Origin of the sequence: Caballeronia sp. LZ033 (assembly GCF_031451265.1) — a bacterium.
Classification (GTDB): Bacteria; Pseudomonadota; Gammaproteobacteria; order Burkholderiales; family Burkholderiaceae; genus Caballeronia.
The window spans coordinates 621072-646712 of record NZ_JARUXQ010000003.1 but is presented as its reverse complement, the minus strand read 5'-3'; the positions used below and the strand labels follow the sequence as shown (position 1 = coordinate 646712).

The following is a 25641-nucleotide window of genomic DNA, read 5'->3' as shown; positions in this document are numbered from 1 at the left end:
CCGCTTGATGCTAGGAAGGCATGCCTGGGCTGTCAAGACGCAGCGCGTCTTTGCCACATGATGAGCGAGCCGAATACGATGCCTGCGGCCAGGCTCGTCAAGCCGCTGTAACGAACGAGTCCGAGCGCCCATCCGTCCTGATCGACGATCAGGCGCAATGCGAGCACCAGCCCGCACCACCCGGTAATTCGCAAGCCACGCGACGTTCGCGGCGACCATTCGCGGCCCCATACGGCTTGCTGGTGGCGGTCCATTGAAGCGGCCAGACACGCGAAGGCGATCAGGCAGAACAGGAAGGTCAGGAGGTGCATCATGCATTCTCCTCTTCGCGCTCGGCGGTCATCACGCGCGCGGGCGCTTCCTTTCGCAAAGCCTTCACGCGCGGACGATGATGTGTGACACGCCGCGCCAGCGCGGCGTGCAGCAGCGCGAAAGCCAGCATCATGAGATCGAAGCCCGCGAAGACCCAGTCGCCTTGCGCGATGCTGCGCCAGAGCGGACGGTCCGTGGTCAGCGCATTGAGCACGGGCAGCAGCGCAAGCATTGCAGCGGCAAGCCACAGCAGTTCGATCCACGCGCGTTTGGCCGGACGCATCATCGCGTACAGCAAGGTCGCGGCCCATACCGTGAAGAACACGTTGATCTCCGCTTCATCGCGCGCGGCGATGCCCACCGGCAGCAGCCGGTTGCCCCACAGGAAGCTCGTCATGGCAACCGAGAGCCCCGCAATGCTCGCGATATTGAAGCGCTCGACCAGACGGAAGCCGAAGTAAGGACGCGCCGGATCGGGCAGCTTCTGACGGCGCTTGACGGTCCACATGACCAGCCCTGTGCCGACCATTGCCGTACCCGCGAGGCTCACGATGAAGTACAGCCAGCGCAACTGCAGATCGCTGAAGCGTCCGAGATGCAGCGCATAAAGCACGCCGCGCGTTTCAGCCGCGCCGCCGACATGATCCTTCACGTCGATGAGCTTGCCGCTCACGCCATCGAAAAGCAGATACTGCGGACTCATCGACACGCGTTGCGCCTCGCCGCGTGAAACCGCTACGCGCGCCGTGCTGTCGCCCGGATTGGTGATGGTCACGCGTCCGACCTTGTCGCGGCCCCAGCGCGCTTCGGCTTCGCGCACCATGGCATCGACGGGCGCAAGCGCGGCCTTCTGCCCGGACGGCTTGCCGGGCTGGATGAACGCGCTCAACTGCGACATCATCTCCTGCCGTTCCGCCGGCGTCTTGAACGCGGTCTGCGCGCCCCATGGCATATACATCGCCATCAGCGTGACGAGACCGGTGTAGGTGATCATCGCGTGGAACGGCAGGCCGAAGACCGAGAGTGCGTTATGCGCGTCGAGCCAGGAACGCTGGCCCTTGCCCCAGCGGAACGTGAAGAAATCGGTAAAGATTTTTTTGTGCGTGATGACGCCGCTCACGATCGCGACGAGCATGAACATCGCGCACAGGCCTGCGAGCCAGCGGCCCCAGAGCACCGGCACGTAATAAAACTGGAAATGGAAGCGATAAAAAAATTCGCCGCCGAGCGTCTTGCGCGCGCTGCTGCGCTCGCCCGTGGCCGGATCGAAGCTCGCCTCCTCGAATGCGCGCCTGCCGTTCGCCTTGGGCGGCGCACGCCAGAAGGAGTCGATCACACTGGTGCGCTCATCCGGCAATCCGAAGCTCCACTGCGGACTGCCGGCGGCGATCGAGCCGAGAGTCGTCGTCACGCGCTGCGCGACCTGTGCGGGATCGGGCAAGGCGCGCTGATGCGGCTGCTCGGGGCGCATCCATTGCGAGGTCTCGTCCTTGAAGTAACTGACGGTGCCGGTCAGGAACATCGCATAAAGAATCCAGCCGGCCAGCAGACCCGCCCATGTATGCAGGTCCGACATGGTCTGGCGAATGCCGCGTGCTCGCGGTTGAGCGTCATGCGTGGCCTTCACGATGCGCTTCCTCCGGACCACACGCTCCACGACGCAAGCAGTAACGGCAGCGCCGCGATCACCAGACCGCCCCAGGCGCGCCGCGCGCTGCGCACGGCGAACACCCAGATCACCGCGCACACATACACGATGAAACTCGCGAGCATGCCGGTGAGCACCGCTTGGGGCTTGCTCATCGGCAGAACGAGCGCCGCGACGCTCGTGAGGGAAGCGAGCGCATAGCCGCCCAGAATTGCGGCAACGATGCGGGAGATCAGCGGCCCGTGTTTGCCGATTGCTGCGGGGAGTCCCGTCCCGCCCGCTGTGGCGTGTGTCTTCAACTCAGTTCCTTGGATACGTTCGCGCCACTGCGCCCACGCGAATCGAACCGGAACGCCGGATCGCACTGCGCGGTTTCAAGGCTGTGGGTGAGATGATCGGGCTTCGATCGAGCCCGGATGCGTGACTGGAACTGCTGATGTCGCCGCTTTCCAGGCGCGCTGCGTGATGACGACGCACGCTGCCCGGCTCCGGCCCGATGAGCCAGCAAAGTGACGTAAATGATAACGCTTATTATTAACCTGCGTCGAGACTTGTCATGCGACGCTTAAAAACCGGCGTGAATTGTTCCGACGACGCGACTACTCACTATCGCCCGTGAGCCATTTTTTAGTGGCGTGAGAGCCGCGTTTCAAGGTGTCTGCGACGGCGTGTCCCGCCGTTTTCGCACCCTGACCGATGGCGTGCGCCGCGTCGCGGGCTGCATGGCTCGTCTGGCGCCCGGCCGATTTGACGTCTTCCTTGAATTCATGGGCGCCCTCCGCGAAGCTGGCGTGAGCCAGCGGGCTGAGCGCCGCGAGCGCCAGCGAGAGGATGAGGAGCTGGATTTTTTTCATGGACCGAATTCTCGCATAAGCGTTCGTGTTTCTCTTTTGCGGCATGCCGAGCGGGTTTCTGTTTGCTCAACGAAAGTCTCCCGGTGCTTTTACCCGGAACGTCGATGCATCTTCCTAGACTTCCAGGCGCGAAATGGCAAGCCTGAAAACCCTGATCATCTGCGCACTGACCCGTGCTTATGGAGAAGAAGTTACTTCGTACAAAAAAAAGATTAAAGATTTGCAAAAGCCGGGCTCAGGCCGGACAAAGGCGCGTCGATAACATGCTTAAGAAGTACCTGTTCCAATTTTTAGCGGAACGCATTCCGGAAAAATGCGGAACAGGGCTTCTCACCCGGGCACACGGGAAGATTAAAAACAGAACCTGAGAGCAAACGCCAGGCATCGGCCAGCGAGAAGCGCCCCGCAAGATGGACCCGTCCTTGCAAGCAAGCCGGATACGCTTGTCGCGCCTCCCGCTGACCGATGGCCCGGTGATTGGAAAAACCGAGGAACATCATGAAACGCGTCTTCAAGCGCTATCTCGCAGACACACGCGGCATCACCGCCATCGAGTACGGACTCATTGCCGGTGTGCTGGCTCTTGGCATCATGACTGCCGTGGGCGACGTGGCGGATCAGCTCAAATCCACCTTCCAGAATATCTCGACCGCGCTAAAAGGCGTTTGATTCGCTTCAACGCGCATATCGCAAATTAACTCGCCTTCGGGCAAACCGCGATCACAAGTCGCGGGGGACCGCGCTCGCCTGTGGAAATAGCACAGACAGGCTGGCGGTTATCTCAGCACGTCATTAAGGATCAACTGGTCCCGATATTCGTGCTTTTACGCAGTCCGCCGTTTTTTTTCAACGTATGTCGGGAAAAAATCGGTGCAGCAAACATAACCAGATATCTCTGAGAAATGAAGACACTTACGTTTCATAGCGAAACCATCCGCATGACCGCCCTGGCCGGGGCGGTAGCGGCACTCCTCGCGTTGTCGGCCTGCGGCGGTTCGGGCTCCGTCAACAAATCGACCGGCGGAACGGCGAATCATACGGCGAGCACTACCGGCGCCAATGGTTCCTCCGCCTCCGGCGCGCGTGACTCGTCCGGCATGGCCGGCACCGAGGGCAACGGCACAACGCTCGAAACCAGCACCGGCGGCAACGATGCCGGCACGCCGGTAACGCCGGTCACCACCACGGCCGGCAACGGCGGCAATGGTGGCAATGGCGGCAAGGACACCGGCGGCGACGGCGGTGGCACGCCCGTCATCAAGAACGGTCCGACAGCACAGCCGATCGCGCAGGTCGTCGACAAGACGAGCAACATCGTGACGGCTGCGGGCGGCACGGTAACGGATCGCGGCAACGCGCTCGGCGACACGAAGCCGATCGGTCTCGGCGACAACACCACGAAGAACCTCGGCGGCGTCGTCTCGAACCTGGGCGCGGCAGTGACGACGCTCGGCAATGGCGTCGGCAACGGCATCGGTTCGATCGGCGCGACGACCAATCCGGTCGGCACGACCGTGGCGAGCGTCGGCGGCGTCGTGCAGCGCATCGGCGACGCGGTCACGAGCGGCGGCAATGCCGTGACGAGTTTGAACACCGGCGCGCTCGCCCCGCTCGCCGCCGTGACGACGCCGGTCGGCGCGCTGGTCAGCGGCGTCGGCACGGGCGTGAACCAGTTGGGCGGCAATCTGACGACCGCGCTCACGAGCGCCCCCGTGCAGCAGTTGACACAACAGGTCAGCACGACCATCACGCCGATCACCTCGCTCGTCAGCACGACGACGCAGACCGTGGGCGCCGCGACCGGCCTCGGCGCGCCCGTCTCCACGCTGCTGTCGAACGTCGGCGCGGGCCTCGTCAGCGGCGGCCAGAAACTGTCCGCCAGTGGCAATCCGGTTGCGACGGGCGTGGGCTCGCTCGTCTCGGCGACGGGCACCACGGTGGCATCGGCGAGCACGCTCGTCGGCGGCACGCCGGCGACTTCGATGCCTTCTGCGATCAGCGGTGTCGTGTCCGGCGTGACCACGGCAACCGGCACGGCGCCGGTGGTCAGCGCGGCCACGGGCGTTGTCAATGGCGCGGTATCGACGGTGACGGGCGCGGTGTCGGCTGTCACCGGCTCGACGGCAGTGGCGGGCGCCCTCGCGCCGGTCACATCGCTCGTCAGCACGGTCACGACCGGCGTGAAGACGCCGGCCGCGCCCGCAACCATGACGATGGCCGCGCCGGTCCCGGCAACCGCAACCACCACCTCGACCACGACCTCGACCGTCTCGGCGACGACGACGCTCACGGCGAGCACCACCTCGGGTGGCACGAGCGGCTCGACGGGCCTGCTCGGCGGCCTGACGTCGACGCTCGGCAGCGTCCTCGGCGGCGGCGGAATCAAGAAGTAAGGCAACGGCGCACAGCGGCCCGGTTCCCCGCACGTCGGACGCCACAAGATGCGTTCGGCGCGCGGCACCTGGGCCGTGCGTTGCAAAAAAAACCAATCACGATCCAAGCTAAAAAAATGTTCAACTGGAAAGCGGCCGCAGTCGCGGCGGCGCTTGCGTTCGTCCACGCCGCGCATGCGCAGAACGCGCCGCGCCCGAGTGTCGGCGGCAATCCGCTCGAAGCCCTGCCTCAGGTCAACGCGCCGGCACGCGCGCCGGCGGTCGAAGTCGAGGTGCAGGCGCCGCAGCAACAACTGCAGGACTTGCTCGCGCGGCACATCACGCCACAATCGATCCAGATCGAAGGTGTGAAGTGCCTGCCCTTCGAGGAAGTCGCGCAACGCTTCAAGAGCCTCGTCGGCACCGACATCACGATCGCGCAGCTGATGGAAACGGCCAACGGCGTCACCGCGCTCTACAAGGAGCGGGGCTATGCGCTGTCGTTCGCGTTCGTGCCCGCGCAGGCCTTCGAGAACGGCGTCGTGCGTGTGACGATCGTCGAAGGCTACGTGGCCGACATCAGGATCAAGGGCGAACCCGGCAACCTGGAAAAGCGGATTCGCGCGGTCGCGCAGCATATCGCCACGGACCGCCCGCTGCGTCAAAGCACCTTCGAACGCACGATTAACCTGCTCGGCATGATTCCCGGCGCGAAGATCGACGCCACCATCGCACCGCCGCAGAACACCGACGGCAAGACGACGCTCGAACTCAACGTCACGCGCAAGCGTTTCAATCTGTCGAGCGGCATCGACGTGAATCATCCAGGCGTGCAGGGCATTTTCAGCGCCACCGAGAACGGTCTGCTCGGCCTGGGCGAATCGATCACCGCATCGGCACTCGCGCCCCCGGGACGCAACGACCAGACTTACTACGGCATCAACGCGATGGTGCCCGTGGGCGCCGACGGCCTCGCGTTCAAGGTGGACGCCTCGCATTACTACGGTCATCCGGTCGACAACCCGGGCCTGCCGTCGTACATCGAGCGCACGGTCATCAACGACAAGCTCGCCTTCTCGGCGGTCTATCCATTCGTGCTGAGCAACAAGCGCAGCGTGCTCGGCACCGCGAGCGTCTATGCCACTCACGACGAAGATCGCCTGAAGAACATGGCGGTGGCGAGCAATCCGCAGCTCACGAACCGCTCGCAGATTCGCGTGGCGCAACTGTCGCTCGACTACACCGGCATCGACACCGGCATGACGCGCCGCGCCAGCCTGAACGTGGCGAAGGCAATGAACATCCTCGGCGCCTCGAAATCGGCCGAAACCAACATCACCGGCCTGGCGCTGACGAACCCGGTGTCGCTTACATTCCTGCGCACCGGCGCGAGCTTCTCGCAGACCAATGAATGGCCGTGGAAGATCGGCTCGGTGATCTCGACAACAGGTCAGTTCTCGCCCGACACGCTGCCCACGTCCGAGCAGATTGCGTTCGGCGCCCAACGTTTCGCGCTCGGTTATCAGCCGGGCGAAGTGTCGGGCGATTCGGGCTGGGGTGCATCGTTCGAGCTGAACCGTCCGATCGCGCTCGAATGGACCTGGCTGAAAACGCTCACGCCGTATGCATCGATCGACGCCGCACGCGTCTACCTGCATGGCGGCACGCCGAATCCGCGCCGGCTCTCGTCGGTGGGCGTGGGATTTCGCGTATCGGATGCGAAGCACTACAGCATCGATTTGTCGTTGGCGCGGGCCATCGGCGATGCGCCGATCGAAAGCCCGTCACGTAGTCCGCGCGTGAATGCGACTTTCTCGTACCAGTTGTATTGAGCGTGCCCGTCCCGGCCATCCCGCCACTTTTTTTCGAGCTGGCGGGAAACGCCGGATTTCGGCGCGTGGAAATGAGCGTGAGAAAACAGATCGCGGAGACGATCGCCGGTATCGTCCACATCGACAGGCCTTGCATCACGGTGAAACGCGCGACCTCGGGGAGACGTGTACCGCAGCCTGATCGATTACACAAATCGCCCGCTTGCGGGCCGCTGCTCATTGGCCGGAGGCTTCGGTGCCCACTGGAATCGTGTTGGTCTTCACGCTCGCCATGCTGTGCGCGGCGAGCGCCGTCATGACGTGGGTCTGTGGCGCGCTCAGGCACGACGCACGGCTCGCGAAGCGCATCCTCGGTCGTTGCATGACGCCGCCCGCTCGCCTGTTGCGCGAACTCGACGATCAGATGCACCGCTCCAACGTACGGCATCCCGGCCTGGCGCTGGCGCTATGGGCGGTCGTCACCGGGGCAGTCGCCATTTTGTGCATCACGCGCGATGCGCCCTTGGCGGCGGCCCTTGCCCTCGCAGCCTCGTCGCTGACGTGCTACGCGTGGCTCGCATGGCGTGCGCGGCAGTGCCAGCGGCATATCGTGCGCCAGTTGCCTGCGTTCCTCGAAGGGATCACGCGCCGGGTCGATACGGGTCACAGCATCCCGGCCGCGTTCCAGGCAGCCGCCGCGAGCATGCAGGCGCCGCTTTCCGCATGCCTGGAACGGGCCGTTCCACAATTTCGCATCGACGCAAACATCGATCAGGCGCTGGCGGCAGCCGCGCGCACGTATCGCGTTCAGGAATTTGAACTGATCGGCGCGGTGCTGCAGGTTTCGATGAAATTCGGCGGAGGCTCGGAGCGAGTGCTCGATCGCATGGCGTCGAGCCTGCGCGACCTCGAACCGGACGAGCAAGCGTCGACCAGCCCCCGCGCAGTTGCTTGGATGCCCGCGCTGTTAGCCTTGCTGCCCGGCTGCGCCGTCATCGCCCTCAATCCGGAATATTTCGACTCGATGTGGACCGACATGCTCGGCAGGAAGCTGGTCTATGCCGCGGTCGTCATGCAGGGCATCGCCGCGTATCTGCTGTTCCGGCAGGCGCGGCTGGACGACTGAGATGCGCGACCGCAAGAACGGCCGCGCTTGCAGAAAACAATCAGCAGGAAGTCGGCCGCACGCGTTCCACTTCGAGACCGAACATCGGGCGCAGGCGCGTGCCCAGAACGTTGCCGAAGAACGCAGCGACGAGCCACAACCAGCCGTGCAGGCTGCCCGACACGATGCCGCTGAAGTACGCGCCGATATTGCAGCCATAGGCCAGCCGCGCGCCATAGCCGAGCAACAGGCCACCGACGATGGCCGCCACCAGCGAGCGCAGCGGCACGCGCCACACAGGCGCATAGCGGCCCGCGAGCGCGGCGGCAAGCATGGCGCCGAGCACGATGCCGATGTCCATCACCGACGTCACATCGCGTGAAATCGGCGCGGCCAGGGCGGCTGCGTTGGCCTTGCTCATCCAGTACGGCCAGCTGGCGGTATCGACACCCATCATTGCCGACGCCTTCGCGCCCCACAGCGCAAACGCCGACGTGATACCCCACGGCCGTCCCGACAGCGCCAGCGTTGCAAAGTTGAGCACAGCGAGCGCAATGCCGCCCACCATCAGCGGCCACGGACCATGCAGCCACGGCGACGTGTGCGCCGGTTGCACGTGCGCCGCGACGAGCCTGCCATGACGGCGCTTCTCGATCACCACCGTCAGCGCGGCGATCAACGCGAAGACGAGCCAGTTGAGCGCGAGCGCAGGCCCTGCGCCCAACGTCTTGACTAGCGAGACGGGCTGCAGTTGCGGCATCGAGGTCCAGAACGGCATGTGCGCGGTACCGATGACCGACCCGGCGATGAACGCGACCAGCGTCACGATCATCCGCGTGCTGCCGCCGCCGACCGTATAAAGGGTGCCCGACGCGCAGCCGCCGCCGAGTTGCATGCCGATACCGAACAGGAAGGCGCCCACCACCACCGATGTCCCCGCCGGCGACACCAGTCCCGTGACCGGCATGCCGAACAGCGAGCCGGCTGCCAGCGCGGGGAAGAACAGTGCGACACCGACCGCGAGCATCAGCATTTGCGCGCGCAGTCCGGCTCCGCGACCATCGGCGATGAAGACGCGCCAGGCCGACGTGAAGCCGAACGCGGCGTGATAGAGCGTGACGCCGAGCAGCGCGCCGACCGCGTACAACGCGGCCTGACGCGCCCCGACGGTTTGGCCGAGATACAGCACGCCGAGCACGATCAGCAGCGCGGCGATGCCGAGCGGCTTCGGATCGATGTCGGTACGGCGTGGGAGAGAACTGGCGAGATCTGACATGACGAAAAAGTGAATCCAGAGTGAAAAAAAATCGCGGCAGCCGGGGATTGTCGCGTGTTTGAGCAAAATTCGCTGGCGGCCATTACGTTTTTTATCGGAACAAAACGTACGCGGCACGGTGCTTGCACCCAAGGTTCATCTGCTCTCACGCACTGGAGAACCGCATGTACATCGTCTGCCACATGATGTCGTCGATTGACGGCCGCAGTCTCACCGACAACTGGAACCTCGATTACGCATCGCCCACTTATGAGGAAACCGCCGCGAGTTTCAAGGCGGATGCCTGGGTCTGCGGCCGCGTCACGATGCAGGAAATCTCGCACGGCAAGGACCGCGACTATCCGCTCGGCATGGCAAAAGGTCCGATTCCCCGCACCGATCATTTCGCCGACCGCAACGCGAGTCAGTACGCCATTTCGATCGATCCCAAGGGACGCGTCGCGTGGAAGAGCAGCACGGCGCTGGATTCGCACGTCGTCGAAGTGGTGGCAGAGAGCGTCGAAGATGACTACCTCGCATATCTGCAATCGATCGGCGCGTCGTATGTATTCGGCGGCAAGGAAGACATCGAACTGAAACGGGTCGTCGATACGCTCGCGCGCGAATTAAAGGTCGGCAAGCTGATCGTCGAAGGCGGCGGCCATGTGTCCGGCGCGTTCGTCAATGCAGGCCTCGCCGACGAGGTCAGCGTGCTGCTGATTCCGCTCGTCGACGGTCGCGAGGCGCACACGTCCTCTTTCGAAGTATCGATGGAGCAATGGAAGAAGCCGGCCTATCTGAAACTGGAATCGGTCGAGAAACTGGATCGTGACGTGGTCTGGGTGCGCTATTCACGCGCCCGCTGACCGTCTCGGGATTTACCCGCTCCAATGCAGGCAAGCCGCAAAAAGCGCGGCTTGCGTTGTTATAATCCTTTCAACGAACGACCAATATCTAACACTCTCCGTGCGATAGCCGCCCGCCTCACTGCGCCCTGTCGCGCCGCCCCGATGGCCAAAAACGACCGCTTGCGCACCCTCTCCGGCGCGCTTGTAAAACAAAATGTGATGCGTCTGCGCGATGCGGCCGCGTTGCTCGGCGTCTCGGAAATGACGGTACGCCGCGACATCGCGGCCCATCCGCATCAGTTCACTTATCTCGGCGGCTATATTGTCAGCGCGGCCGACGTGCCGAACGCGGGCTACACCATCGAGGAAGAAAAAGATCACTTCGCGCAAGCCAAGGCAATCGCATCGAACCATGCGGCGCGGCTGCTGGTCGACAGCGAAACCATCTTCATCGACTGCGGCACGACCCTGACCACACTTGCACGGCAGATCCCGATGGAGATGCATCTCACGGTGGTGTGTTATTCGTTGAACGTCGCAGAAATCCTGCGGCGCAAGCCCAACGTGCGCATGATCCTGCTCGGCGGCGTCTATGTGCCTTCGTCGGAATCGTTCGCGAGCGACGAAAGCGTCGAAACCTTGCGGCGCATGGGCATCAACAAGGCGTTCATGTCGGCGGGCGGGGTCGATGAAGCGCGCGGCGTGACCTGCTGGAATTTCCACGAAGTGGCCATCAAGCAGGCAGCCATGGCGAGCGCGGTCGAGCGGCATCTTGTCGTCGATGCGAGCAAGTTCGGCAAGGTCAAGGCCGTGCGCTTCTCGCAGCTTTCGGAGTTCGATTCAGTCATCACGGAAGAAGGACAGACGCAGCGCGCGCGTACCTGACCCCGGTTTCCGATTAAAAGCCGAAAGCGACGTTCCGCTTTTAATTGGAAAGCCGCATTCCGCTAAAAATCGAAAAGGCTCGTTCAGTTTTTGAACGAGCCTTTTTCATTTCGGATTTCAAAGTCCGTCGCTCAACGCCAGCCGTGAAAAGATCCCCAGAGGCCTGCAGACCTACTGCCTGCGCCCCAGCGCAAACAACGTCCCCGCCACCAGAATGAACGCGCCGATGATCACCTTCTGCCACGTGCTCGGCACGCCGATCAGAATCAGCACGCTATTGATGAGCGTCACCAGCACCACGCCGAGCAGCGTGCCTGCCACCGTACCCGTGCCCCCGGTAATGCGCGCACCGCCCAGGATCACCGCGGCGATCACATCCAGTTCCGTGCCGACGAGATCGAACGGGTTCGCGAGGCGGTTGGTCGAAACGTGGAGAATGCCCGCCACGCCCGCCAGCAGACCCGTATAGCCGAACACGAACAGATGGATCGCACGCAGGTTGTAGCCGAGCCGTTCCGCGATGGCGAGCGAGCCGCCCATTGCATACACACCCCGGCCCATCATCGTCCGGTTCAGCAGCCACCACGTGACCACCGCGGCAATCACCAGCGCCAGCACTGAAACCGGCAGCACGGCGCGCAGGCCATCGGACGTGTGATAGAAGAAAAGCGGCAGACGCCCGAAGGTATCCATGCTGTGCGGAATGTTCATGAAGAACTGCGTGCCAACGAAAGTCAGCAACAAGCCGCGAAACAGATATTGCGTACCGATGGTCACGATCAGCGACGGCGCCTTCAGCCGGTGCACGAGCATGCCATTGACTATGCCAAGGATCACGCCGCCAATGGCGCCCGCCAGCAGGATCAGCGCGAATGGACAATCGGGCCACCAGGCGAACACGGCCTTGGTGATCGAATACATCGTGAGCGCTGCAATCGCCGTAAACGACACGTCTATGCCGCCCGAGGCCAGCACCACCAGCGTTCCGAGCGCGAAGAGCGAAACGGTGGTGGCGGAATGCAGCATGTCGAACAGCGTCGCGAACTGGAAGAAGCGCGGGTTGAGGCCGCCCACGACCAGACACGTCACTACGATCAGCCCGACTGTGAACCACTCCGGATTGCGCATCAGCTGCGCGTAAAGATTGCCCTTGCGCACACGCGGTGCGACTTCGGCCACGTGCTGCGGCATCGTCTCGCTCCCCGTGCGGCGGATGGATTCGCTCATGCTCATGCTGCCTCTGATAGTAGCGCGTGGTAGAGACCGGCTTCATCGAGCCGGTCCGCGCGATATTCGCTCGCAATGCGGCCCTTCTTCATCATCAGGATGCGGTCGCAGTTCTGCAGCAATTCCGGCAGGTCGTCGCTGATCAGGATGATGCCGATGCCCTCCTTCGAGAGCCGCTGCATGATGCGATAGATGATGTCCTTCGAGCCCACGTCCACACCCACGGTCGGGCCATGCAGGATCAGCACGCGTGGATCGATGGCCAGCCACCGGCCGATCAGCACGCGCTGCTGGTTGCCGCCTGAAAGCGACTGCACCGGCTTGTCCACATCCGGTGTCGCTATCTGCAGGTCCTTGACCGTGCGCTCCGCGAGTTCCTGCGCGCGCTTGCGGTCGATCTGCCCGAAACGGTCGCGCAGACTCGCGATCATCGCAGTGACGACGTTGTCGCGAATCGGCTTGTCGAGGAACAGGCCCTCGTTGAGACGATCTTCGGGCACATAGCCGATGCGCTGCATCTTCGCGTCGGCGGGAGAGTGCAGGCGCACGCGCATGCCGTCGAGCGTGACGCTGCCGTGATCGGCGGGCGCCACGCCGGCCAGTGCCCGCGCGAGTTCATTGCGGCCCGAATCGAGCAAGCCGGTCACGCCCAGAATTTCGCCTTTGTGCAGCTTGAACGAAACATCCGCGAACTGGCCCTTGCGGCCGAGCGCCTGCACGTCCAGCACCACATGCTGCGCACTGTCCTCGCCTTCCGCGCGATATCGCTCGGTCGAAAGATGCTTGCCCGTCATGAGTTCGCTGATCTGCGCTTTCGTATATTGCTCGATCGGCCCTTGCGCCATTTTCTGGCCGTCGCGCAACACGATCACCTCACCGCCGATCGCATAGCATTCATCCAGCTTGTGGCTCACGAACAGCACGGCCACGCCGTCCGCACGCAGCCGCGCGAGCACGGCAATCAGATTGTCCACTTCCTTCTGCGTGAGCGAAGTGGTCGGCTCGTCCATGATGACGAACTTCGCCTCGCTGGCAATGGCCCGCGCGATGGCAACGAGCTGACGCGTCGCGAGCGGCAATTGTTCGATGAGCGTTTTCTGGAACGCTGCGTCGCCCGGCAGGCCCACTGCTTCGAGCGCGCGCGCCGCGGTTTGCGCGAGCGCGCGGCGGTCGAAGGTACGCGCCAGCTTGCCCTGATGCGTGGCAAGCTCCGCGATCAGCGCCACGTTCTCCGCGACGCTCATGTTCGGCAGCAACGACAGATCCTGATAGACGGTCTCGATACCCGCCGACAGCGATTCGAGCGGCGAGAGCTTGCTATGACGCGCGCCCTCGATCACGAGTTCGCCTTCGTCCGGCGGCTGCGCGCCCGAGATGATCTTGATGAGCGTGCTCTTGCCGCAGCCGTTCTCGCCCAGCAAGTGATAGATCTGCCCGCGTTCGAACGCGAGGCTCACGCCACGCAGCGCATACACGCCGGTAAAGCGCTTGTGGATGTTGACGACTTCGAGAAGCGGTGTCGTGGTGGTCATGTCTGTCCGGGGCGAGCGGCGCGCTTCCGCAAAAGCGCGCCGCGCACGTCACATCAGAAGTTGTATTGCTTGTAGTTCGTCTTGTCGACATCGACCCAGCCGGTGCCGCGCACGATCACGCCCTTGCCCGGGCCCTTCGTGACCGTTACCTTGTTGTAGCCGGTGATGCCGAGGTCAGCGCCGTTCTGAACTTCCTTGCCCTCGACGAGCATCTGCGCGACCTTGTTCATCGCCAGTCCCGCGAGCTTCGGATCCCAGAACGCGATGCCGTTGACCGCGCCGCTCTCGAGGAACTTCGCGGCTTCCGTCGGCAGGCCCGTGCCGTACACGCAGATCTTGCCGACCTTGCCCGCCTCTTCCACCGCGCGGCCGATGCCGATCACATCCAGCGACGACGATCCCTGGAAGCCCGTCAGGTCCGGATGCTTGCGCAAGACTTCCTTGGCGACCTGATAGGCACGCTCGCCGTCGTTGTTGGTTTCGAGCTTCGGCTCGACGAGATCCATCTTCGGATACTTGGCCTTCGCATTGCCGATGCCGCCATCAGCCCATTGCACCTGCGAACGGCTGCCGAGCGAGCCGACCAGCACCGCCCACTTGCCCTGCTGGCCCATGCACTTTGCGAGCCGTTCGTTCAGGCCCGCACCGTACGCGGTGTTGTCGAAGGCTTCGATGTCGACCATCGTGTTCTTCGCGTTGTCCGCTTCATGCGTCACGACCTTGATGCCGCGGTCCATCGCTTTCTTGAGCGCAGGCTCCAACGTAGGCGGATCGTAGGGGACCACGGCAATGGCCGTGACCTTCTTCGCAATCAGATCCTCGATGATCTTGAGCTGCTGCGCGGCATCCGCGCGGCCCGGTCCCGTCTGATAGGCGTTGATGTTCGGGTTGTCCTTGCCGAACTCCTTTACGCCTTCGTCCATGCGATTGAACCAGTTGATGCCGGTCACCTTGACGACCGTCACGATGGTCTCGTTGGTCGCGGCCTGCGCCGCCGCGATGGCGCCTGCGGCGAGTGCAACCGCGGTCAGCGCGGTGGCGAGTTTGTTGAGCTTCATTGCGTTGTCTCCTTCAGGTATCGATTGAATTGGCTTCTTTGATATGTCACACGCAACACTAACGTCCGGTCGATGCAGGCGGCGGCACTTTGCTTTTGGGTGCAGCCCCGCCGATGCCGAAGATCGCGCGCACGCGTTCACCGCCTGCGAAGGCGAGCGATGCGAGCAGCAGAAAGCCCCATGCGCAATCGCCGAAAAACTGCGATACGCCGAGCAGGTTGAACAGACTCGACAGGAATTGCAGCACGGTCGCCGCAAGGAACACACAGACGATGCGCCCATAACCGCCCGCCGGATTCACGCCGCCCATCACGGCGATCAGGATCGCGATAAGCAGATATGAGTTGCCGTAATCCCACTTGGCGCTGGACGTATGCGTCGCGCTGATCAGTCCCGCAAGCGAAGCGAGCACGCCGCACAATCCATACGTGACAATCAGCATGCGCGCGCGCGGAATGCCCGCATAGAACGCGGCTTTCGGGTTCGTGCCCATCAGGTACAGACGCAGGCCGAAAGGCGTGCGCTTCAGGACCCAGCCGAGCACCAGCACGGCCGCGATGAAGATCCACAGCGCGATGGGCACTTGCAGGAAGGTGCCGTTGCCGATATTCGACAACGGATCGACGTATTCGACCCGCACCGATGCCCCGTTGCTCAGCACCACCGCAATGCCCGTGAACAGCAGTTGCGTGCCGAGCGTGCAGAGAATCGGCGTGAGCCTGAGCTTTGCGATTACCACGCCGTTCAACAGGCCGCCAAGCAAGCCCATGACGACGACAATGCATACGAACACGCCGGTATAGAGCGCGGGGGAATCATCGGCGGAGACCATGTGCGGCAGCAACAGCGCCGCGACCATGCCCGAGAGATTCGCGAGTCCCACACCCGACAGGTCGATGCCGCCGTTGCCCGAGACCATCGAGAGCATGATGCCGAGCGCGAGCAGGCCGAGCTCGGGCAGTTGTCCGCCCATCGACTGAAGATTGTCGATGTCGAGAAACTGACCGTGCGACATCGCTGTGGCCACCAGCACCACCAGGATGTTCACGCCGATCAGGAAATTGAACTGGCGGTCAGCGAGCCACTTCGCACCTTTCATTGCGTGACGCTCCTTTGCTCGAGCACCGCGGTGATTTCGTCGAGACGCGGCATCGATGGCGCCGTGCCCGGCCGCGTGACCGAAAGGCTCGCAAGCGCGCAACCGAAACGCACTGCATCGAGCGGACTGTCGCCGCGTGCGAGCGCTGCCGCGAAGCCGCCGGTGAAGCCATCGCCCGCGCCCGCTGTTTCCACCACGCGGCCACAGTTGAAGGCCGGCACGAGCGTCGATTCCTGCGCCGTATGCAGCAGCGCGCCCGCTTCACCCAGCGTCACAATCACGGCACGCGCGCCCTTGTCGAGCAGCACGTCGGCGGCACGCCGCGCGTCATCGACCGACGTGATTTCGACTCCCGTCAATGCCGCCGCTTCGGTCTCGTTCGGCGTGATGTAGTCGCACAGCGGATAGATGTCGTCGGTCAGCGGCAGCGCCGGGGCCGGGTTGAACACGGTGATCACGCCATGCTTGCGCGCGAGTTCCAGCCCGCGTCGTGCGGCCGGAATCGGCTGTTCCAGTTGCGTGACGAACACGCCCGCGCCCGCGATGTCTGCTTCGATAGCTTCCACGTCCTCGGGCACGAGCGTGCCCGCAGCGCCCGCTGCCACGATGATCGCGTTGCCGCCGGTGTTTTCATCGACGTAGATGTGCGCGGCGCCCGTGGCGGCATCCTGCATGACCGTGGCCCGCGACGTGATGCCTTCGGCGGCCCAGGTGGCCTGCGCGATGTCACCGAATGCATCCGCGCCGATGCGCGTGCAGAAGATCACGTCCGCACCTGCGCGCGCGGCGGCCACCGCCTGATTTGAGCCCTTGCCGCCGGGCCCCATCTTGAACGCGGAGCCCGCGACGGTCTCGCCGAGCAAGGGCATGCGCTGTGCACGAAACGCGAGGTCCGTCACGTAGATGCCGAGAATGACGACGCTCTTCATCGCGCGCCTCCGTTCGAAGCTTCGGGTACATCGGGTGCAAGCAGCACGCCCTTCTTGAAGATGAAGCAGCCATAACCGCGCGCTTCGCCCGTCGCGATCACACAAAAAGCCTGTCTGGCACGTTCATAAAAAGCGAAACGCTCGACGGATGCGAACGGCAACGCACGGCCTTCGGCGTCGTCCACTTCGCGTTGTGCCTCGCGCTGTACGGCCGGAAGCGTGGCGGCGTCGCCGACCACTTCCATGCGGCCCGCGGGGTCATCGACAAAAGTATCGAGCGGCAATACCGACAGCACCGCGCGCACCGCACGCGGCGCACTCGCGCCGTCCATGCGCAGCACGCGTCCGAGCGCGGTCTTGCGCGCAACGGAATCGGCGGGAAAATGAGCGTCGCAGATCACCACTTCGTCGCCGTGACCCATCGCGGCGAGCGCGTGCAGGATATCGGCGTTCAAGAGCGGATCGATGTTCTTCAGCACAGCGTCTCCTCCATGCATGGGCGCGTCTCCTGTCTTGTCGAGATCTGCGCCCGGTCAATTCCTTGATCAGTCTCCGTACGGCACCCAGATGTTCTTCACTTGCACGGCCTGGCGCAGGAACGGCAGGCCTTCGCTTGCAGCATCGTGCCAGTCGAACACACGGCCCTGATCGACGAAGGTGCGCTTCAGGTTGCCCACCGATTCACGCTCGGCAAGCGCCGAGAGCGCGGCGCCATGAAAGCACCAGAGCGCATCGACGTCATCATGCTGCGCGAGCGTCTGCGCCAGCGAGCGCGCATCGCCGGTGACGATGTTGAGCGCGCCGCCCGGCACATCCGAAGTCTCGACGACCTGATAGAAGTCCGTGGCCATCAGCGGACACGTCTCACTGGGCACCGCCACCACGCGATTGCCGAGTGCCAGCGCAGGCGCGACGAGCGACACGAAGCCCAGCAAAGGCGCCTCGTCCGGACACACCACGCCGATCACGCCCATCGCTTCATGCATTGCCAGCGCCACGCCATGCAGCGGCGGCGCATGCACCGCGCCGTCGAACTTGTCGGTCCATGCGGCGTACGTGAAGAAGCGCGTGATCGATGCTTCCACTTCGCGCTTCGCATCCCGTTCGCTGGCGCCGGCGCGCTGCACCAGTTGCCGTGCGAATTCATCGGCGCGCGCGCTCAGGTTCTCCGCGAGGTAGTACAGCACTTGCGCGCGATTGTGCGCGCTCGCCGACGTCCACTTGGTCATGCCGCGCGCGGCCGCCACGGCGTTGCGAATGTCCTTGCGATTGCCCTCGCCCACTTCGCCGACGATCTCGCCCGAAGGCGCGCGCACGAGGCGCGAATAGCCGCTGTCCGGACGCGCCTGCTTGCCGCCGATGAAGAGCTTCGCCGTGCGATCGAGCGCGCTGACGTTGCCCACATCGGTCAATGAATCCGGCTCGGCCGGCGCGGCCTTGCCTTCGCTGCGTAACGGGAGCTTCGCCCAGGCGCGCGGCTTCAGATATTCGTAGATGCCCTCGCGTCCGCCCTCGCGGCCGAAGCCCGACTCGCGATAGCCGCCGAAGCCCACGGCCGCGTCGAAGAGGTTGGTCGCGTTGATCCACACGACGCCGCATTGCAGGCGCGGCGCGACATCCAGCGCGCGGCTGATGTTCTCGCTCCACACGCTCGCGGCAAGCCCGTAGCGCGTGTTGTTTGCGAGTGCGACGGCTTCTTCCGGCGTGCGGAAGCTCATCGTCACGAGGACGGGACCGAAGATTTCTTCCTGTGCGAGCGTCGAGGCAGGCGAGACCTTGGTAACCAGCGTCGGCGGAAAGAACGCGCCGCCTTCCGGCACGCCGACACGCGTCGACTGATGGATCTCGCAGCCTTCGCTCGCACCCTGCGCGACCAGTGCGCGGATGCGTTCGAGCTGGATGTCGTCGACGACCGCGCCCATGTCGATGCCCTTGTCCAGCGACGGCCCAACGCGCAGCGTGTCCATGCGGCGCTTGAGCTTCTCGACGAAGAGCGCCTCGATGCCTTCCTGCACGAGCAGGCGCGAACCGGCGCAGCACACTTGTCCCTGATTGAACCAGATGGCATCGACGACGCCTTCGACGGCGCTGTCGAGGTCGGCGTCATCGAAGACGATGAATGGCGACTTGCCGCCGAGTTCGAGCGTCAGGGACTTGCCCGAGCCCGCCGTGCTCGCGCGAATCAGGCGGCCCACTTCGGTCGATCCGGTGAACGCGATCTTCGCGACCCGCTGATGTTCGACGAGCGCGGCGCCGGTGCGGCCGTCGCCGGTGACGACATTGAGCACGCCCTTTGGCAAGCCCGCGCGGTGCGCGAGTTCGGCGAACAACAACGCGGTGAGCGAGGTGAACTCGGCCGGCTTCAGGACGACCGTGTTGCCGAGCGCGAGCGCGGGTGCGATCTTCCATGCCAGCATCAGCAGCGGAAAATTCCACGGCACGATCTGGCCGACCACGCCGAGCGGCGCCCAGTCCGGGAACTCCTTGTCCTGCAACTGGGCCCATCCCGCATGATGCAGAAAATGCCTTGCTACAAGGGGGATATCGATGTCGCGGGACTCGCGGATCGGCTTGCCGTTATCGAGCGATTCGAGCACCGCAAAGAGGCGCGCATGCCGCTGCACCATGCGCGAAAGCGCATACAGATGACGCGCGCGCCCGGCGCCGCCGATGGCCTGCCAGCCTTCAAGCGCCGCAAGCGCGGCCTGTACGGCGGCATCGATATCGGCCTGCTCGCCCTGCGCGACCGATGCGAGCACGTGGCCCGTGGCGGGTTCGCGTGAATCGAAACGCTCGGCGGCATCGCTGTCGCGCCAGGCGCCGTTGATGAAGTGACCGAAGCGCCCTTCATGTTGATCGAGCCAGGCGCGCGCGGCGCGATCGTCTTCCGGTGCGGGTCCGTAGTCCATCGAGGAGAAATAGTCGGCAACGCTCATGAGGCTTGGAATGTGAAGTCGTGCGGATCAGGCGACGGGATGACGATTGAACGCCGAATAGCGTCCGCTCACGTGATGTTCGAGCTGGCGTTCGATATCGGCCAGCAGACTCGATGCGCCGATGCGGAACAGGTCGGGTTCGAGCCACTCGCGTCCGAGTTCTTCTTTCATCAGGATCTGATACTCGAGCACCGACTTGGCCGTCGAGACGCCGCCCGCCGGCTTGAAGCCGATCAGGACGCCGGTGCGCGCCAGATAGTCGCGGATCATGCGCACCATGACGAGCGACACGTCGAGCGTGGCGTTCACGCCTTCCTTGCCCGTCGAGGTCTTGATGAAGTCGGCGCCGGCCATCATGCAGATCATGGACGCCTTGGCGACATTCGAGAGCGTGCGGATGTCGCCCGTCGCGAGAATTGCCTTGACGTGCGCCGGGCCGCAGGCGGCGCGGAAGTCGCGCATCTCGTCGTAGAGCGCCTTCCAGTTTCCTGTCAGAACGTGCTCGCGCGTGACGACGATATCGATCTCCGCTGCGCCGTCGGCGACCGAAGCCTCGATCTCGCGCAGCTTCAATTCATGCGGATTGAGGCCGGCGGGAAAACCGGTCGACACCGCGGCCACCGGAATGCCGCTGCCTTGCAGCGCGTCCACGGCGGTCTTCACATAGCGGTGATAGACACAGACGGCGCCGGTCGTGATCGACGCAGGCGGCATGCCGAGCGCGTCGAGCAGGTCGTCGCGCAACGGCCGGCGCGCCTTCGCGCACAGGCGTTTAACGCGGCCGTGGGTGTCGTCGCCGTTGAGCGTCGTCAGGTCGATGCAGGTGATGGCCTTCAGCAGCCAGGCCGCCTGCGCGTCCTTCTTGACCGCGCGCCGCGTACCGAGGGTGGACGCGCGGCGGGACACCGCTGACTGATTGACGCGCAGCCCGTCCAGCCACGCCAGGTCGAACGGCACGCCGGGATTGCGTGTGCCAGCGTGGTCCTGAACCTTTCCAGGCCACGCGACGATGGACTTCGATGCAGTTTCCAGCATGAGATCGGTGTGCCGGCGTCTTGTGCGACGCACAACATGTTTTGATAGATTGATCTCAGTTTATATCAACTTTGTTACGATCGTAACATAGGGAAAGTTCGGAGGCGCTCCAGTCGATTAGGCGTGCCGTGGTGCCGATGCAGAAAAAATCAGGCTGCGATTCCGTTTTTTTGTGCAACGCGCGGTTTCGCCAGGCCGAGATGATCGCGCAGGGTGGTTCCTTCGTACTCGCTGCGGAACAGTCCGCGTCGTCGCAGTTCCGGCAACACCCCTTCGATGAAATCGTGCAGGGAACCTGGCAGCAGCGCCGGCATGACGTTGAAGCCATCGGCGCCGAAATGCTGAAAGCGCTGTTCCAGTTCGTCGGCAATCTGCGCGGCGGTCCCGACGAGTTGCCAATGTCCGCGCGCCCCCGCAATGCGGCGATAGAGTTCGCGAATCGTCAGATTCTCGCGGCGCGCAAGTTCGATCATCAGGGACTGACGGCTCTTGCTGGCATTGGTTTCAGGCAACTCGGGGATGGGACCGTCGAGGGGGAACGACGAGAGATCGACACCGCCCGTCAGCGTGGAGACCATCGCGAGGCCGACGACAGGATCGATGAGCGCCTGCAGTTCCTCGAACTTCTCTTGCGCTTCCGCTTCCGTGCGCCCGACGATCGGCATGACGCCCGGCATGATCCTGAGCGAATCCGGATGCCGGCCATAGTGCGCCATGCGGCCCTTCACGTCCGCATAGAACGCGACCGCATCTTCGAGTGTCTGCTGCGCCGTGAAAACGACCTCGGCCGTGCGCGCCGCCAGCGTCCTGCCCGCCTCCGACGATCCCGCCTGCACGAGCACCGGATGTCCCTGCGGCGCGCGCGCGACGTTCAAGGGTCCACGCACCTTGAAGAACGCGCCGCGATGATTCAGCACGCGGCGCTTCGCAGGATCGAAGAAGATGCCGGAGGCCTTGTCGCGTGGGAAGGCATCCTCGTCCCAGGTGTCCCACAGCCCCGCGACGACGTCCGCGAATTCCGCGGCGCGTTCGTAACGGTGCGCATGCTGCAAGTGTTCGTCATGACCGAAATTGCGCGCTTCATGTTCGCTCGACGACGTCACGAGATTCCATCCGGCCCGTCCGCCGCTGATGTGATCGAGCGACGCGAACTTGCGTGCGATGTGATACGGCTCGTTGAACGACGTCGACGCGGTGCCGACCAGCCCGATGCGTTGCGTCACGGCTGCCAGCGCCGAAAGCAGCGTAAGTGGCTCGAACTGGGCTACGTAGCTGTGCGCCGTGCGGCTGAGGAACGGTGTGTCGTCGCCCCGCGTGCCGGAGCCATCGGCGAGAAACACGAGATCGAATTTCGCGGCCTCGGCCGCCTGCGCAAGTTGCGCGTAGTGCGCGAAGTTGCTGCCTGCATCAGCCACCGCCCGAGGGTGGCGCCATGCCGCGATGTGATGACCGGTGGGATAGAGGAATGCGCCAAGATGCAGATGCCCGCTTCGTCGAGTCATGCTGGGATCGTCCTTCGCTTGAGAACTTGCTTGAGAGCCTGATGGATCGGAACGGCGGCCCTGACGGCAGGCCGCGTCACGCTCCCCGATTCTCAAGCCCGGCAAAGGGCCTTCAAACGAAGCAAAACTGCATAGCTCAGCGCGCGGCGCCTGAAATGCATTGCACGCCGCGCCGAAATCAATGCTCCCGCAACTGCGCAAGCGACGCGCGCTGCTTGCCGTCTGCGTCGAAGTTATCGTCCGCCAGCCAGCGTTCGAAACCACGGCGCACGCGCGGCCAGTCACGGTCGATGATCGCGTACCACGCGGTATCGCGATTGCGGCCGCGATAGACAATCGCTTGCCTGAAGATACCTTCGAATTCAAAGCCCAGCCGCAGCGCGGTCTTGCGCGAAGGCGCGTTCAGGCTGTCGCACTTCCATTCATAGCGGCGGTAGCCGAGGTCATCGAAGGCATAACGCATCAGCAGATATTGCGCTTCGGTCGAGATGCGCGTCTGCTTGAGCAGCGGCGAAAAGGTCACGCTGCCCACTTCGATGACACCATGCACAGGCTCGATGCGCATCAGCGCGAGTGTGCCGACCGCCTTGCCGCTCGAAAGATCGATGACGCTGTAGTGCAGCGGATCGGTGGAGGCCGCGGCCTTCGTCAGATAGTCGCGAAAGGCGTCGGCATCCGTGAAAGGCCCCGCAAACAGATAGGTCCAGTCGCGTCCGTCCTGTGCGCGGCCATAGGCGTCGAGGAGATCGGCGCCGTGACGGTCCACGTCGAGCGGCTCGAGACGGCAATGCTTCCCTTCAATGACGATGCGGGCCGGCCGCTCGCGCGGGGTCCAGTCATTCACCGCATCGCCGATGGGCTGCTGATGTTCGTTGGTTCTCGTCATACGTCGGGCGCTCCTGGCCGTGAGAGGGTCTCGATACGCTACGGTACCGCAAACCCCGCCATGGACCTAGCGCCCGCCGGGTTCAGGCATCGCCCGGCCAGCCGCCGAAATGCGCGATCTTTTCGAGCGGCAGGCGGGCACGCGGCGCGGCTTCGCGCTCCGCAAGCTGGGCGGGAAGCGCCTGGGCGTCACCGTGATGCGCGACCGAAATCATGCTGAGCGGCACGTAGCGCTCGGGAATATCGAAGGCTTGTTGAAAGGCCGGAGCATCGAAACCGCTCATCGGGTGCGCCGCGAGTCGAAGCGCATGGGCCTGCAGCAGCAGCGCCATGGCGGCGGCGCCGGCGTCGTAGCTCGCAGTCGCGTTCACAGTGCCCTTGGAAGTCAGCGTATCTGCCAGCACGGCGATCAACACCTGAGCCGGCGCATTCCACGTCTGGTTGAACGGAATCAGCGTGGTAAAGGCGCGTGTGAAAGCGTTCGGATCCACCGCTTTCTCGAACACGACGAAGCGCCAGGGCTGCGCATTGAACGCCGAGGGCGCCCAGCGCGCCGCTTCGAGGAGCGCGAGAACCTGCTCATGGGCGACAGCCTTGTCGGAATAGGCGCGCGGACTCCAGCGTTCGGCAAGCAGGGAATGGATGGGAAGGTCGGTTTGTGCGGGTCGATCCGTCATGGCCTGTAAATGAGAAAGTTACGTTAAAAAATTCAAGCGCCCTGCCCGAAATTTTGCATTGCCCAAGCAAAGCGTCTCAAGTAGATAAAAAACGGAATGAAACGTTCGATGCATAACCTTAGCGAAAATCATGCGTTCCTGTGCGAGGAGCCACTGGTTATCATGAATGATCCGCGGGACTGTCATGCGCTGCGTGGCGGACCGCCCGTTCATCTGGAGCATCGATCTTGACTCGACAACACTCAGCGCGCCGCCCGTTCGTGGTTGGAATCGGCGGCACGACACGTCCGGCTTCGTCCACGGAGCGCGCGCTCGCCTTGTCATTAAAGGGCGCACAGGAAGCCGGCGCGCGCGTGCAACTGTTCGGCGGCGCCTTCCTGCATGGCCTGCCGCACTACTCGCCGGAAACACGCCAGCTCACCGACGAGCAGCATGAACTGATCGAGGCTGTCCGCAGCGCCGACGCCCTCGTCATCGCCACACCCGGCTATCACGGCGGCGTCTCGGGGCTGGTGAAGAATGCACTCGACACCCTCGAGGAATTGCGCAGCGATGAACGTCCGTATCTCGACGGCCGCGCCGTCGGCTGCATCGTCACAGCGTATGGATGGCAGGCCGCGGGCACGGTGCTGACCTCGCTGCGTTCCATCGTCCATGCGTTGCGCGGCTGGCCCACGCCCTTTGGTGCCACCGTCAATACGCTAGAAACGCGCTTCGACACGGCGGATACGTGCTCGGACCCGAAAGTGGTCGAGCAGTTGCGCACCGTGGGCCGACAGGCAGCGAGCTTCGCGCTGGCCTTCGGCGCACATGACAGCGATGCGTATCACGCGGTGGAACGCGAAGCGAGCATCGTGCAAGGCTGACTCAGGCGAGTCGAGACAGCCTCCTGTCTCGACTCGTCATCACGTCCGGCGCAATACGCGCGACAGCACCGCTTCCTCCAGTTCGGCAAACCGTTCGGCCGTGCGACTGCGCGGCCGCGACAGGGCCACTTCCGTATCCAGCGTGATGTGCCCCTCTTCGATCAACACGACCCGGTCTCCCAGCGACACCGCCTCCTGCACGTCATGCGTCACCAGCAACGCGGTGAAGCCATGTTCACGCCACAGCCGCTCGATCAGGTCCTGCATCTCGATGCGCGTCAACGCGTCCAGCGCGCCGAGCGGTTCGTCGAGCAACAGCAGATCCGGCCGATGCATCAGCGCCCGCGCAAGCGCCACCCGTTGCTTCTGTCCGCCTGAGAGACGCGAGGGCCAGTCGCATTCGCGCCCATTCAAACCCACTTCGGCGAGCGTCGCGCGGGCGTCCTCGCGTGCGCTGCGCGGCAGGCCGAGCATCACGTTGTCGAGCACGCTTTTCCACGGTAATAGCCGCGCGTCCTGAAACATGATGCGGACGCCGAGCGTGTCGCCGGGCGTCGCGGCGTGGCGTTGCACGTCGCCAGTCGAGCTGTCTTCCAGTCCCGCGATCAGACGCAGCAACGTGGACTTGCCGCAACCGCTGCGCCCGACGATCGAGACGAAGCTGCCTCGTTCGATCGACAGGTCCAGGTCATGCAGTACCCGCCGTTCGCCGAAGTGCTTGCCTACGCCGCGCAGGGCGACCGCAATGTCGCGCCCGACCGGCAGCCGCGCAACCGGCGACATCCGCGTCGGCGTTGGCCCGAGC

Annotated in this window: 23 protein-coding genes and 1 pseudogene; 7 read left to right on the top strand and 17 right to left on the bottom strand. The window is 63.9% G+C overall.

Annotation, left to right across the window (positions count from 1 at the left end; translation table 11 throughout):
• Positions 1-32: 32 nt before the first annotated feature.
• The 4 genes from QCE62_RS24145 to QCE62_RS24130 all read right to left on the bottom strand — a co-directional run bounded on the left by QCE62_RS24145 (position 33) and on the right by QCE62_RS24130 (position 2814).
• On the bottom strand, positions 33-314 hold the full coding sequence (locus tag QCE62_RS24145) for a DUF3325 domain-containing protein (RefSeq protein WP_309923962.1): 282 nt from the start codon (positions 312-314) through the stop codon (positions 33-35).
• The gene (locus QCE62_RS24140) at positions 311-1888 is read right to left on the bottom strand and encodes a PepSY-associated TM helix domain-containing protein (protein WP_309925274.1); all 1578 of its coding nucleotides are present in this window, start codon (positions 1886-1888) and stop codon (positions 311-313) included. The genes QCE62_RS24145 and QCE62_RS24140 overlap by 4 nt, the downstream gene beginning before the upstream one ends.
• Before the next feature lie 47 nt (positions 1889-1935).
• Positions 1936-2259 (bottom strand): DUF3649 domain-containing protein, encoded by a 324-nt coding sequence (locus tag QCE62_RS24135; RefSeq protein ID WP_309923959.1) that lies wholly within the window; start codon positions 2257-2259, stop codon positions 1936-1938.
• Between the two features lie 300 nt (positions 2260-2559).
• The gene (locus QCE62_RS24130; protein ID WP_309923957.1) at positions 2560-2814 is read right to left on the bottom strand and encodes a hypothetical protein; all 255 of its coding nucleotides are present in this window, start codon (positions 2812-2814) and stop codon (positions 2560-2562) included.
• A 498-nt stretch (positions 2815-3312) separates the two neighbouring features.
• On the opposite strand from QCE62_RS24130, the gene QCE62_RS24125 reads away from it, so the two are divergent.
• The 4 genes from QCE62_RS24125 (at position 3313) to QCE62_RS24110 (ending at position 8123) form a co-directional block, all read left to right on the top strand.
• Positions 3313-3483, top strand: a complete 171-nt coding sequence (locus QCE62_RS24125; protein WP_309923955.1) for a Flp family type IVb pilin — start codon at positions 3313-3315, stop codon at positions 3481-3483.
• Between the two features lie 233 nt (positions 3484-3716).
• Positions 3717-5207 carry a collagen-like triple helix repeat-containing protein gene (locus tag QCE62_RS24120; RefSeq protein ID WP_309923954.1) on the top strand — a complete coding sequence of 497 codons (1491 nt, stop codon included), beginning with the start codon at positions 3717-3719 and terminating at the stop codon, positions 5205-5207.
• A gap of 116 nt (positions 5208-5323) precedes the next feature.
• Positions 5324-7018 (top strand): POTRA domain-containing protein, encoded by a 1695-nt coding sequence (locus QCE62_RS24115; RefSeq protein ID WP_309923951.1) that lies wholly within the window; start codon positions 5324-5326, stop codon positions 7016-7018.
• A gap of 250 nt (positions 7019-7268) precedes the next feature.
• The gene (locus tag QCE62_RS24110) at positions 7269-8123 is read left to right on the top strand and encodes a type II secretion system F family protein (RefSeq protein WP_409017921.1); all 855 of its coding nucleotides are present in this window, start codon (positions 7269-7271) and stop codon (positions 8121-8123) included.
• 40 nt (positions 8124-8163) lie between these two features.
• On the opposite strand, the gene QCE62_RS24105 is transcribed toward QCE62_RS24110, so the two are convergent.
• Entirely contained in the window at positions 8164-9378 is a 1215-nt protein-coding gene (locus QCE62_RS24105) for a YeeE/YedE family protein (RefSeq protein WP_309923947.1), read from the bottom strand.
• Between the two features lie 164 nt (positions 9379-9542).
• On the opposite strand from QCE62_RS24105, the gene QCE62_RS24100 reads away from it, so the two are divergent.
• Together QCE62_RS24100 and QCE62_RS24095 are read left to right on the top strand one after the other, a co-directional pair.
• A complete protein-coding gene (locus tag QCE62_RS24100) occupies positions 9543-10223 on the top strand; it encodes a dihydrofolate reductase family protein (protein ID WP_309923945.1) in 681 nt (226 codons plus the stop codon).
• A gap of 144 nt (positions 10224-10367) precedes the next feature.
• Positions 10368-11090: a DeoR/GlpR family DNA-binding transcription regulator gene (locus QCE62_RS24095; RefSeq protein WP_309925273.1), complete on the top strand. Its 723-nt coding sequence runs from the start codon at positions 10368-10370 to the stop codon at positions 11088-11090.
• A gap of 171 nt (positions 11091-11261) precedes the next feature.
• Here the strand turns inward: QCE62_RS24095 and QCE62_RS24090 are convergent, their stop codons facing one another.
• The 11 genes and pseudogenes from QCE62_RS24090 to QCE62_RS24040 all read right to left on the bottom strand — a co-directional run bounded on the left by QCE62_RS24090 (position 11262) and on the right by QCE62_RS24040 (position 23970).
• Positions 11262-12323 (bottom strand): ABC transporter permease, encoded by a 1062-nt coding sequence (locus tag QCE62_RS24090; protein ID WP_309923944.1) that lies wholly within the window; start codon positions 12321-12323, stop codon positions 11262-11264.
• On the bottom strand, positions 12320-13849 hold the full coding sequence (locus QCE62_RS24085; RefSeq protein ID WP_309923942.1) for a sugar ABC transporter ATP-binding protein: 1530 nt from the start codon (positions 13847-13849) through the stop codon (positions 12320-12322). The genes QCE62_RS24090 and QCE62_RS24085 overlap by 4 nt, the downstream gene beginning before the upstream one ends.
• 53 nt (positions 13850-13902) lie before the next feature.
• Positions 13903-14907: a substrate-binding domain-containing protein gene (locus QCE62_RS24080; protein ID WP_309816209.1), complete on the bottom strand. Its 1005-nt coding sequence runs from the start codon at positions 14905-14907 to the stop codon at positions 13903-13905.
• A 58-nt stretch (positions 14908-14965) separates the two neighbouring features.
• A complete protein-coding gene (locus QCE62_RS24075; protein WP_309923940.1) occupies positions 14966-16006 on the bottom strand; it encodes an ABC transporter permease in 1041 nt (346 codons plus the stop codon).
• A complete protein-coding gene (rbsK, locus tag QCE62_RS24070; protein WP_309923937.1) occupies positions 16003-16935 on the bottom strand; it encodes a ribokinase in 933 nt (310 codons plus the stop codon). Before rbsK ends, QCE62_RS24075 begins: the two co-directional genes overlap by 4 nt.
• Complete coding sequence (locus tag QCE62_RS24065; protein WP_309925271.1) at positions 16932-17414, bottom strand: RbsD/FucU family protein; 483 nt, start codon at positions 17412-17414, stop codon at positions 16932-16934. The genes rbsK and QCE62_RS24065 overlap by 4 nt, the downstream gene beginning before the upstream one ends.
• Before the next feature lie 66 nt (positions 17415-17480).
• The gene (locus QCE62_RS24060) at positions 17481-19871 is read right to left on the bottom strand and encodes an aldehyde dehydrogenase family protein (protein WP_309923934.1); all 2391 of its coding nucleotides are present in this window, start codon (positions 19869-19871) and stop codon (positions 17481-17483) included.
• 27 nt (positions 19872-19898) lie between these two features.
• A complete protein-coding gene (deoC, locus tag QCE62_RS24055) occupies positions 19899-20906 on the bottom strand; it encodes a deoxyribose-phosphate aldolase (protein ID WP_309923932.1) in 1008 nt (335 codons plus the stop codon).
• Positions 20907-21055: 149 nt separating this feature from the next.
• On the bottom strand, positions 21056-22408 hold the full coding sequence (locus QCE62_RS24050) for an LLM class flavin-dependent oxidoreductase (RefSeq protein ID WP_309923930.1): 1353 nt from the start codon (positions 22406-22408) through the stop codon (positions 21056-21058).
• 187 nt (positions 22409-22595) lie between these two features.
• Positions 22596-23294 (bottom strand): annotated as a pseudogene (locus QCE62_RS24045) (GNAT family N-acetyltransferase); the annotation flags it as partial.
• Between the two features lie 82 nt (positions 23295-23376).
• A complete protein-coding gene (locus QCE62_RS24040) occupies positions 23377-23970 on the bottom strand; it encodes a nitroreductase family protein (RefSeq protein WP_309923928.1) in 594 nt (197 codons plus the stop codon).
• 227 nt (positions 23971-24197) lie between these two features.
• Here QCE62_RS24040 and QCE62_RS24035 point away from each other — a divergent pair, with 227 nt between their 5' ends.
• On the top strand, positions 24198-24836 hold the full coding sequence (locus tag QCE62_RS24035) for an NAD(P)H-dependent oxidoreductase (protein WP_309923925.1): 639 nt from the start codon (positions 24198-24200) through the stop codon (positions 24834-24836).
• A 39-nt stretch (positions 24837-24875) separates the two neighbouring features.
• Here the strand turns inward: QCE62_RS24035 and QCE62_RS24030 are convergent, their stop codons facing one another.
• Positions 24876-25619, bottom strand: a complete 744-nt coding sequence (locus tag QCE62_RS24030) for an ATP-binding cassette domain-containing protein (RefSeq protein ID WP_309925269.1) — start codon at positions 25617-25619, stop codon at positions 24876-24878.
• Positions 25620-25641 lie beyond the last annotated feature (22 nt).